Source organism: Microcystis sp. LE18-22.4A (assembly GCF_027531105.1).
Taxonomy (GTDB): Bacteria; Cyanobacteriota; Cyanobacteriia; order Cyanobacteriales; family Microcystaceae; genus Microcystis; species Microcystis aeruginosa.
The window spans coordinates 1-8,089 of sequence record NZ_JAPZRB010000166.1 but is presented as its reverse complement, the minus strand read 5'-3'; the positions used below and the strand labels follow the sequence as shown (position 1 = coordinate 8,089).

The following is an 8,089-nucleotide window of genomic DNA, read 5'->3' as shown; positions in this document are numbered from 1 at the left end:
TCAGTCTGTAGAGCGACCATAAGACCAGAACAGAGTAAATCTGTTAAGGCAGGTGCGAAAAATCCTTCGGGAAAGAAGCAGAAACCCAAATCGTGAGGTTTGGGAATCGCCGTCCGTTTTACGGCGGCGAGGATGTCAATTATGGCTTTTAGGCTATCATAACTTTTACCCCCCCCCTAAACAGTTACATTAATTCTATGATCAAACCCAATTTCCTATTTTTGTTAGCTATCGGTGTGAGCAGTTGGGGTCATAATTTCCAGACTTTACCCACGGCTAACGCTCAAACTCCACCTAGGTTAGAGCAACCCCAGACTGTCGCCACTTACGATCAGTTGATGAAAGCTGGTTACGAAGCTACAGCCCAAAGAAATTACCAACTCGCCTTAGAAAAATTTCAACAAGCTCTGGCACAACGTCCGAACGATACATTTGCTCAAAATGCGATCGCTAATACCCAGAAGTATCTAAGTCAAAACGCCGCGGCCGCCAACGCAGCCGCCGGAAATGAGACTTCACCAATACCGTTAATTGCTGGCTCGGCTCTGTTATCCATCGCTTTATTGGCAGCTTTACTATCGCTTTTCTTTCAATATCGTCCCAAGGGCAAAGCCTCAAAACCGCGCAAAAAGACAACTTACGTCAATCCTAAAAACCCACCCGACAACTCTTTTGAGGGCAATGGCAATTCCTTCGGTGCGGACACCAAAACCAGCAGTGAGATTAATGACAATTGGGAGGATGATTTCGCTTCTTCTTTGCCCGTACAAGCTACCTCCCGTATTCCGAACGCCGACTTAATCCTGAGTTTGATTGAAAGTCTGCGCGATGACGATCCCCGTACCCGTAGAAGGGCGGTTTGGAAACTAGCACAGATGTCTGATTCTAGGGCAATGCAGCCTTTAGTCGATAGTATGGTGGATGGGGATTCCTACGAACGCAGTTTAACCCTAGAAGCCCTCGCTCAAATCTGTACCCGCTCCCTGCGACCGATGAACCAAGCTTTGGCTATCTCCCTCCAGGATAAAAATCCGCAGGTGCGGAAAAATGCCATTCGGGATTTAACCAGACTCTACGATATCATGTCTCAGATCAGTCAATTAATTTGTCATGCCCTCGATGATTCCGATGAAGAAGTGCAAGAAACAGCACGCTGGGCAATCAGACAGTTAAATCTGCAATTACCGCCCCGTTTAGATATTGCTCCCCTAGAAACCACTGGTGAACCGGAAGATGATGACGTACAGGATACTTCCTTCACTGAAACCACACCCACAGAGGTGCAAAATTGAGTCGAAAACTGTTATTTATCTCCACCCCCGTGGGATTTTTGGGTTCGGGGGGCGGCGGTGGCGTAGAATTAACTCTTTATAATCTCGCTCGCACTCTGACCAGGCAAGGCTATCTGGTGCGGGTAGTGGCTCCAGAAGCCTCGCAGTTGCATGATATTCCCTTAATCACTGTAGCAGGAAATGCCCAGATTTCCGCCCAAAGTCAGGGCCGGCAAGCCCCGATTTTAATGCCCGAAAATGCCGTTTTGGCCAATATGTGGCACTACGCCCAACAGATACAAAATCAGTACGATTTAATTATTAATTTTGCCTACGATTGGCTCCCTTTTTATCTCACTCCTTTTTTTGCCACTCCCGTCGCCCATTTAGTCAGCATGGCTTCCGTTTCTTTGGCGATGGATCATATTATTGAAAAAACCTACAGCAATTTTCCCCATTTACTGGCTTTTCACACCCTCGCCCAAGCGGAAACTTTCTCCCTCTCTCCCCCCTATCGCTGTTTGGCTAATGGTTTAGACCTATCTTTGTATCAGTTTCGGGCCGATTCCTCCCCCTGTCTAGCCTGGGTGGGACGGATTGCCCCAGAAAAAGCTTTAGAAGATGCGATCGCCGCTTGTCAACAGTTAGGTGTGCCTTTACGGGTTTTCGGTCATATTTCCGATCCTCTCTACTGGCAAAATTTACAGGATACCTATAGTTTCGATTTAGTCGATTATCGCGGGTTTTTGCCCACTGAGAGCCTACAAAAAGAGCTAGGCGACTGTTTTGGCCTGTTGATGACCCCGCGCTGGGTTGAGGCTTTTGGTAACGTGGCTATTGAAGCTTTAGCCTGTGGTGTTCCCGTAGTTGCCTATCGTCGCGGTGGTCCGGTAGAAATTATCGAAGATGGAAAAACTGGTTTTTTAGTTGAACCCGATAGTATCGAGGGATTAGTTACAGGAATTAAAAATTTAAACCAGATCGATCGATATTTTTGTCGTGCAGTAGTCGAGCAAAAATATTCCCTAGAAGCTTTGGCAAATCGAGCTATTAATTGGTTTGAAGAAATTTTTTGTCAGTGAGGGAGCAGGGTTTTTAGCTGGAGTCTAATATAATAGAAGCAGCGATATGGTTCGAGAGTGCCTTTCTGTCACCATACAGCAACAGAAAGGCACAAATATCTACTCACCGGAGGTTAAAGTCATGAAAGCTTTAGTAGTTAAACCTCATCCAGTTATTTGGCTAGGTTCGCTCTGCGTAGCTTTTTTCCTAGTTCCTTGTCCTGGCCTAGCTCTGACGGTTCAAGAAGTACCCAATCCTCGACAGGTTTCCGGGGGATGGGTGACAGATAAAGCCGAGATTCTTCAACCGGAAACAGAAACCCAACTGAACCAGATGATCGCTCGGTTAGAAGCCAAAAACGGAGCGGAAATAGCAGTGGTAACTGTACCGGAAACTGCTCCCGCCGCCTCTCCTAAAGAGTTTACGACCAACCTTTTCAACTATTGGAAAATTGGCAAAAAAGGCCAAGATAACGGCGTGCTATTTTTGATTTCAGTCAAAGACCGCCGCGTAGAAATTGAGACAGGATATGGAGTAGAGGGGATTTTACCCGATGGGAAAGTTGGCAATATTATCGAGACACAGATAACGCCGCGCTTCCGGCAAAAAGATTTTGATGGCGGGACTTTGGCAGCGACCAGAGCCATAATTGTCTCCTTAGAACCATCCTTGAGTAAAGAGTTGACTCAAGATACCCCCCAGAATAATAGCCGAGGAGTACATTTCTGGATGTGGTTAGGTGTTGCTATTGGCGGCGGTTTGGTTATTTTTTACCTGATATATAGGATTAGCCTCTATCTAATTAGCGGCGGCAGTAGTTTTAGTGGTGGAGATAGCGGCGGCAGTAGTTTTGGTGGCGGAGATAGTGGTGGCAGTAGTTTTGGTGGCGGAGATAGCGGCGGCAGTAGTTTTGGTGGTGGAGATAGCGGCGGCGGTGGTGCTGGGGACAGTTGGTAATGGCTGTTTGTGATCAAACACAGTGAATCTTTTGGAAATTTTCTAAGGTTAGCCATGAACGACGAAGAAATTCGCATTCCTGAAGAAATTGTGCCAGAGGTGCTAGAACTTGCCTCGCGATACTATGCTGATTACACGCAGAGCTTCGCCGAGTCGGAATTAGTAGAGGCTGCAAAAGAAGTGCGGATTCCGGCTGAATTTATCCAACAAGCGATTCGGGAAGTTCAGAGGCAACGCCAGCAAAAGTTAGAGCGACAGAAGAAGGCGACACAACAACGCCAGAGATTGCTATCTGTGGGGGTAGGTATAATAGGGGTGATTGCGCTTTCGGGAATGTGGACATATAATACCCTGGTGAGTTCTGCCTCAAGAGTAAATGCAGCCTGGGCGCAAGTGGAAAACCAAATCCAGCGGCGTGCGGATCTCATCCCCAATCTCGTCAGCGTCACACAAGCATCTGCCCAACAGGAAAAAGCCTTAGTCACCTTGCTGGTGCAATCCCGTCAGTCCTATTTGCAAGCACTAACCCCCGCACAAAAAGCCGCTGCTATTGCCAAAATCGATCAGGCGATCGCACGTTTCCACCAGTATGCCGCAACGAATCCGCAGTTACAGTCTAGCCAACTGTATATCAACCTCCAGTACGAAATGGCAGGCACGGAGAACCGCCTAGCGGTGGAACGGATGCGATACAATCAGGCGGTACAAGCTTATAACCAGCAAGTCCAAGCATTTCCCACCTCGCTCCTCGCTAAAGCTTGGGGATTTCACCAGCAGTCCTTTTTCCATGCCACGAAATGAAACCCTGATAGTATCGAGGGATTAGTTACAGGAATTAAAAATTTAGACCGGATCGATCGATATTTTTGTCGTGCAGTAGTGGAGTAGTCCGGTTAAATCTAGCCTAGCATAAACTTTTCTATCGGGTTATCCCAGAAGGGTTCGGGATCAACCACGGAGGCACAAAGAACACAAAGTCAAAACAGATTCGATCTTAATTTTGCTTAGTTACTTAGGGTTTGCTGAATAAATCTAAAAACCTTGTTGGATAAGACTTTTAGACTTGTTTTCCCTCAAAAAGTGCCGACCTTTGGAGTGATTGGGGGGAAAATTCCTGGACTTTTTCCCTGAAAATTAGGTAATTGACCACCTGAAAATCGGTAAAACCCCACACCCCACCTGCCCCCCCGATGTCGGGGGGGTTGGGGGGGCCACACCCTGCCCCTAGGAAAAGCTTTTTCAGCAAACCCTACTTAGATAAATTTTGCTGCTAGAGTTGATTTAAACCCTGTATGATCTATGGCAAGATTGAACCAAGAATTGTTATGTAACGAGGCAGCTGTCTTCTCAGCTTTGGAATCTCAACATCAAGAATCTTCACGCTAAATTTTTGGACTGGGATATTCCTTAATTATTTTTGTTTATGAAAAGTTAGATGATAGCCTAAATCGTACTGCCAGTTTAAGAATTATCAGGACAATTTTTGTCAGTGCCGAAAGAACAGCCGATTTCCAGATGACTCGTGGTATCCGCAACATCTTAAACAATCAGGGAAACAAAGATGATTTAATTGCTTTTATTTTAGAGAAAAACTTACCTGTTGATGAAATGGAAGCGGCCAATATAGCTGATGAAATTCTTGTTCATCCCCTGGGGCAAGGTTTTTTAACTATTTCTAATGCCTTACAATGGAGATTACAATATACTAGGGTAATCGATCTTGCCGGTCAAGAAGAAGGATTAATAGCCATTTATAGAGAGAATTAGTGATGCAAGCTTCTCAGGTTAAAATTGAATATGGAGACTTTCAAACTCCCCCGGAGTTAACCGAAAAGATTTGTCAAAAATTATGGCAAATTCATGTTAACCCCGATGTTATTATTGAGCCAACTTGTGGTATAGGTAACTTTTTAAAAGCAGCAGCACTTACCTTTAAACAAACTGAAAAAATCCTCGGCTTTGAAATTAATCCTAATTATATCACTCAGATTAATCAAGATCGGCAAATATGCCAAGATAAAAGAATACAAGTTGAACAGAAGAATTTTTTTGATTGTGACTGTTATTCTCTGACTCAACCATGGACAGAAAATATTTTATTCCTGGGGAATCTACCTTGGATAACCAACTCAAAACAAGGACTTATTAACGGAAAAAATTTACCGCAAAAAAGTAACTTTCAAGGTTATCAGGGTTTAGATGCTATCACAGGAAAAAGTAACTTTGATATTTCAGAATGGATGTTAATTAAATTGATTGAATGTCTTAATCATCGTTCAGCTTATCTGGCAATTATCTGTAAAACGGCCGTATCTAGAAAAATTTTAAACTATATCTATACTCACAAAATTAATCTCGTTTACTCGGCAATTTATCCGATCAATACTCAAAAATATTTTCAAGCTAATGTAGATGCTTGTCTTCTGTTTTGTCAATTTGATTCTCATTCAGAAAATTATTTTTGTGATGTTTTCAATAGTTTTGAGTAAGGGGAATTTCAGCGCATTGGTTATCAAAATAATATCCTAGTCAGAGATTTAAATGCTTTTACTAGATTAAAATATTTATATCATAAGCATCCTCAAGAAAAATGGCGTTCAGGAATTAAACATGATTGCTCAAAAGTCATGGAATTGCAGTTAGTTAATGGAATTTTTGTCAATGGTTTAAAGGAAGTCGTTAATCTTGAACCCACCTATCTTTATCCTCTCCTTAAAGGTTCAGATGTGGCACAAAATCGCCTAAAGGTTATCAATAAATACATTTTGGTAACTCAGAAGTTTATCGGTGAATCTACAGAAAATATACGGGATATAGCACCAAAAACTTGGCAATATTTAGTTAATCATAAAAATTATTTTCTAGACAGAAAGAGCAAAATTTATCAAAATCAGCCAGACTTTTGCATATTTGGTGTGGGTTCTTACAGCTTCTCTCCTTTTAAAATCGCCATTTCTGGACTTTATAAAAAACTGAATTTTAACCTTATATTAACCTATCAAAATCAACCCGTTATTTTCGATGATACTGTTTACTTTTTAAGCTTAGATGATTTAGATACCGCTCAAAAAACCTTACAGCTTCTCAATTCTTACCTAGGCAGAGAATTTTATTCCTCCTTGATATTTTGGGATGAAAAAAGACCGATAAAAACCCAGATTTAAATAGTTTAAATTTATCGGTTTTAGCCGAGAATTTGAAACTATTTCAATAACTTGAACCTCCTTAATTAAGGCTAATTTAAGCAACTTATTTATCTGATTCAATTTATCTTGAACGACCGCTAGATTTTCCAATTCTTCTTTTTCTAATTTCCTGAGTAACTTTTCAGCTTTTGATTCTTCTTTTTTAATTTTTTCTTCTAGCCTTTGCCAATCACTTTTCTTTCTTGATTCACTTTCTACAATTAACCATCTTTGTTTTACTCCCCCATAATTAACTATTGTTTCTTTCCATTTATAGCCTTTTTTTTGTGGCTTTACTATTAGTTCTTTTTCGACCGGTTCTAGGGTTTCTAAGTTTTTTAGTGATTCTATTGACACAGATTGAATTAATTGGCCTTTTTAATAGTTAATGGTACTCTGGTTATCCAGTTCAAATCCTCTATTATTTTCAGGTTTTCTTGACTATATAAGGACCTATCTGCTACCATTATACTATCTAAATTTATTCGTCTCTTGAACTCTACTAATATATATCTGACCAAATAGGGCTTTATCTGATTCATTTCCATCTCCCGTTCTCATAAATAATGGTAAATCCCCATCATTACTTAGGGTTTGCTGAATAAATCTAAAAACCTTGTTGGGTAAACCTTTTAGACTTTTTTTCCCTCAAAAAGTGCCAACCATTGGAGTGATCGGGGGTAAAATCCCTGGACTTTTTCCCTGAAAATTAGGTAATTGACCCCCTCAAAATCGCTAAAACCCCACACCCTACACCCCACACCCCACACCCCACACCCTGCCCCCAGGAAAACCTTTTTCAGCAGACCCTACTTACTATCAAATCTAATACACATTGTTTTAGGTCAGGTCTATGGTCACGAGAATATCCTTGGGTTATTAGTATCGGTCTTTCTTTGATTATGTTTTCATTTTCTTCTTTCACTATTTCACCTTTATACTCGACCTCTAGGTGAAATGATGTGGAATCCAAATGAGAATATTTTGTTTCTATTTGAAACTTTTTAATCACTAATAATACTATTTATATAAATAGGGTTTGCTGAATAAATCTAAAAACCTTGTTGTATAAGACTTTTAGACTTTTTGGTTTCCAAAAAGTACCAGATATGGGAGTGATCGGGGGGAAAATTCAGGTACTTTTTCCCTGAAAATTGGGTAATTGACCCCCTCAAAATCAGTAAAACCCTACACCCTACACCCTACACCCTACACCCTGCCCCCAGGAAAAACTTTTTCAGCAAACCCTAAATAAACTATTCAATCCTATTTGATAAATTTCATCCAAGAATCTACCAATTTTATCATCGTTTAAATATTCACTTTTAATCTCATCTCCTAATAATTTTTCTACAGCTTTGTCTTCAAAAAATTGACTAAATACAAGGGGCGTGACACCATTTCTAGCCCATTGAGAATCATGGCTTTTAAGACTTGTCCCGAACTAATTTTTTCTCTTTTATCAATACCTAGGGCTTGCTGAATAAATCTAAAAACCTTGTTGGATAAGACTTTTGGACTTTTTTCCCCTCAAAAAGTACCAGATATGGGAGTGATCAGGGGTAAATTCAGGGACTTTTTCCCTGAAAATTAGGTAATTGACCCCCTCAAAAT

General features: G+C 41.2%; 7 protein-coding genes and 4 pseudogenes. 7 read left to right on the top strand and 4 right to left on the bottom strand.

What is annotated here, in order from left to right; translation table 11 throughout:
• The first annotated feature begins 197 nt into the window (after positions 1 to 197).
• From O9295_RS07500 to O9295_RS27755, 7 genes and pseudogenes are all read left to right on the top strand, one after another.
• The gene (locus O9295_RS07500) at positions 198 to 1,292 is read left to right on the top strand and encodes a HEAT repeat domain-containing protein (RefSeq protein ID WP_288032549.1); all 1,095 of its coding nucleotides are present in this window, start codon (positions 198 to 200) and stop codon (positions 1,290 to 1,292) included.
• The gene (locus O9295_RS07495) at positions 1,289 to 2,353 is read left to right on the top strand and encodes a glycosyltransferase family 4 protein (protein WP_288032548.1); all 1,065 of its coding nucleotides are present in this window, start codon (positions 1,289 to 1,291) and stop codon (positions 2,351 to 2,353) included. Before O9295_RS07500 ends, O9295_RS07495 begins: the two co-directional genes overlap by 4 nt.
• A 121-nt stretch (positions 2,354 to 2,474) precedes the next feature.
• Entirely contained in the window at positions 2,475 to 3,290 is an 816-nt protein-coding gene (locus O9295_RS07490) for a TPM domain-containing protein (RefSeq protein WP_288032547.1), read from the top strand.
• A gap of 54 nt (positions 3,291 to 3,344) precedes the next feature.
• The gene (locus O9295_RS07485) at positions 3,345 to 4,091 is read left to right on the top strand and encodes a LemA family protein (RefSeq protein ID WP_288032546.1); all 747 of its coding nucleotides are present in this window, start codon (positions 3,345 to 3,347) and stop codon (positions 4,089 to 4,091) included.
• A gap of 585 nt (positions 4,092 to 4,676) precedes the next feature.
• A pseudogene (locus O9295_RS07480) lies at positions 4,677 to 5,057 on the top strand (restriction endonuclease); the annotation flags it as partial.
• A gap of 2 nt (positions 5,058 to 5,059) precedes the next feature.
• Complete coding sequence (locus tag O9295_RS27760; RefSeq protein WP_288032543.1) at positions 5,060 to 5,779, top strand: hypothetical protein; 720 nt, start codon at positions 5,060 to 5,062, stop codon at positions 5,777 to 5,779.
• A 138-nt stretch (positions 5,780 to 5,917) separates the two neighbouring features.
• Positions 5,918 to 6,454 (top strand): hypothetical protein, encoded by a 537-nt coding sequence (locus tag O9295_RS27755; protein ID WP_288032542.1) that lies wholly within the window; start codon positions 5,918 to 5,920, stop codon positions 6,452 to 6,454.
• Here O9295_RS27755 and O9295_RS27750 read toward each other — a convergent pair.
• From O9295_RS27750 to O9295_RS07455, 4 genes and pseudogenes are all read right to left on the bottom strand, one after another.
• A complete protein-coding gene (locus O9295_RS27750; protein ID WP_288032541.1) occupies positions 6,386 to 6,832 on the bottom strand; it encodes a hypothetical protein in 447 nt (148 codons plus the stop codon). The genes O9295_RS27755 and O9295_RS27750 overlap by 69 nt on opposite strands.
• Positions 6,833 to 6,846: 14 nt before the next feature.
• Positions 6,847 to 7,057: pseudogene (locus O9295_RS27745) on the bottom strand (IS1634 family transposase); the annotation flags it as partial.
• Positions 7,058 to 7,286: 229 nt separating this feature from the next.
• Positions 7,287 to 7,499: pseudogene (locus tag O9295_RS07460) on the bottom strand (IS1634 family transposase); the annotation flags it as partial.
• Positions 7,500 to 7,712: 213 nt separating this feature from the next.
• Positions 7,713 to 7,924, bottom strand: a pseudogene (locus O9295_RS07455) (DUF4277 domain-containing protein).
• Positions 7,925 to 8,089: the final 165 nt, after the last annotated feature.

Excerpts from the sequence above, each read along its gene's own strand:
- O9295_RS07500 (WP_288032549.1), top strand. The coding sequence starts at position 198 with ATGATCAAACCCAATTTCCTATTTTTGTTAGCTATCGGTGTGAGCAGT.
- O9295_RS07490 (WP_288032547.1), top strand. The coding sequence starts at position 2,475 with ATGAAAGCTTTAGTAGTTAAACCTCATCCAGTTATTTGGCTAGGTTCG.
- O9295_RS07485 (WP_288032546.1), top strand. The coding sequence starts at position 3,345 with ATGAACGACGAAGAAATTCGCATTCCTGAAGAAATTGTGCCAGAGGTG.
- O9295_RS27760 (WP_288032543.1), top strand. The coding sequence starts at position 5,060 with ATGCAAGCTTCTCAGGTTAAAATTGAATATGGAGACTTTCAAACTCCC.
- O9295_RS27755 (WP_288032542.1), top strand. The coding sequence starts at position 5,918 with ATGGAATTGCAGTTAGTTAATGGAATTTTTGTCAATGGTTTAAAGGAA.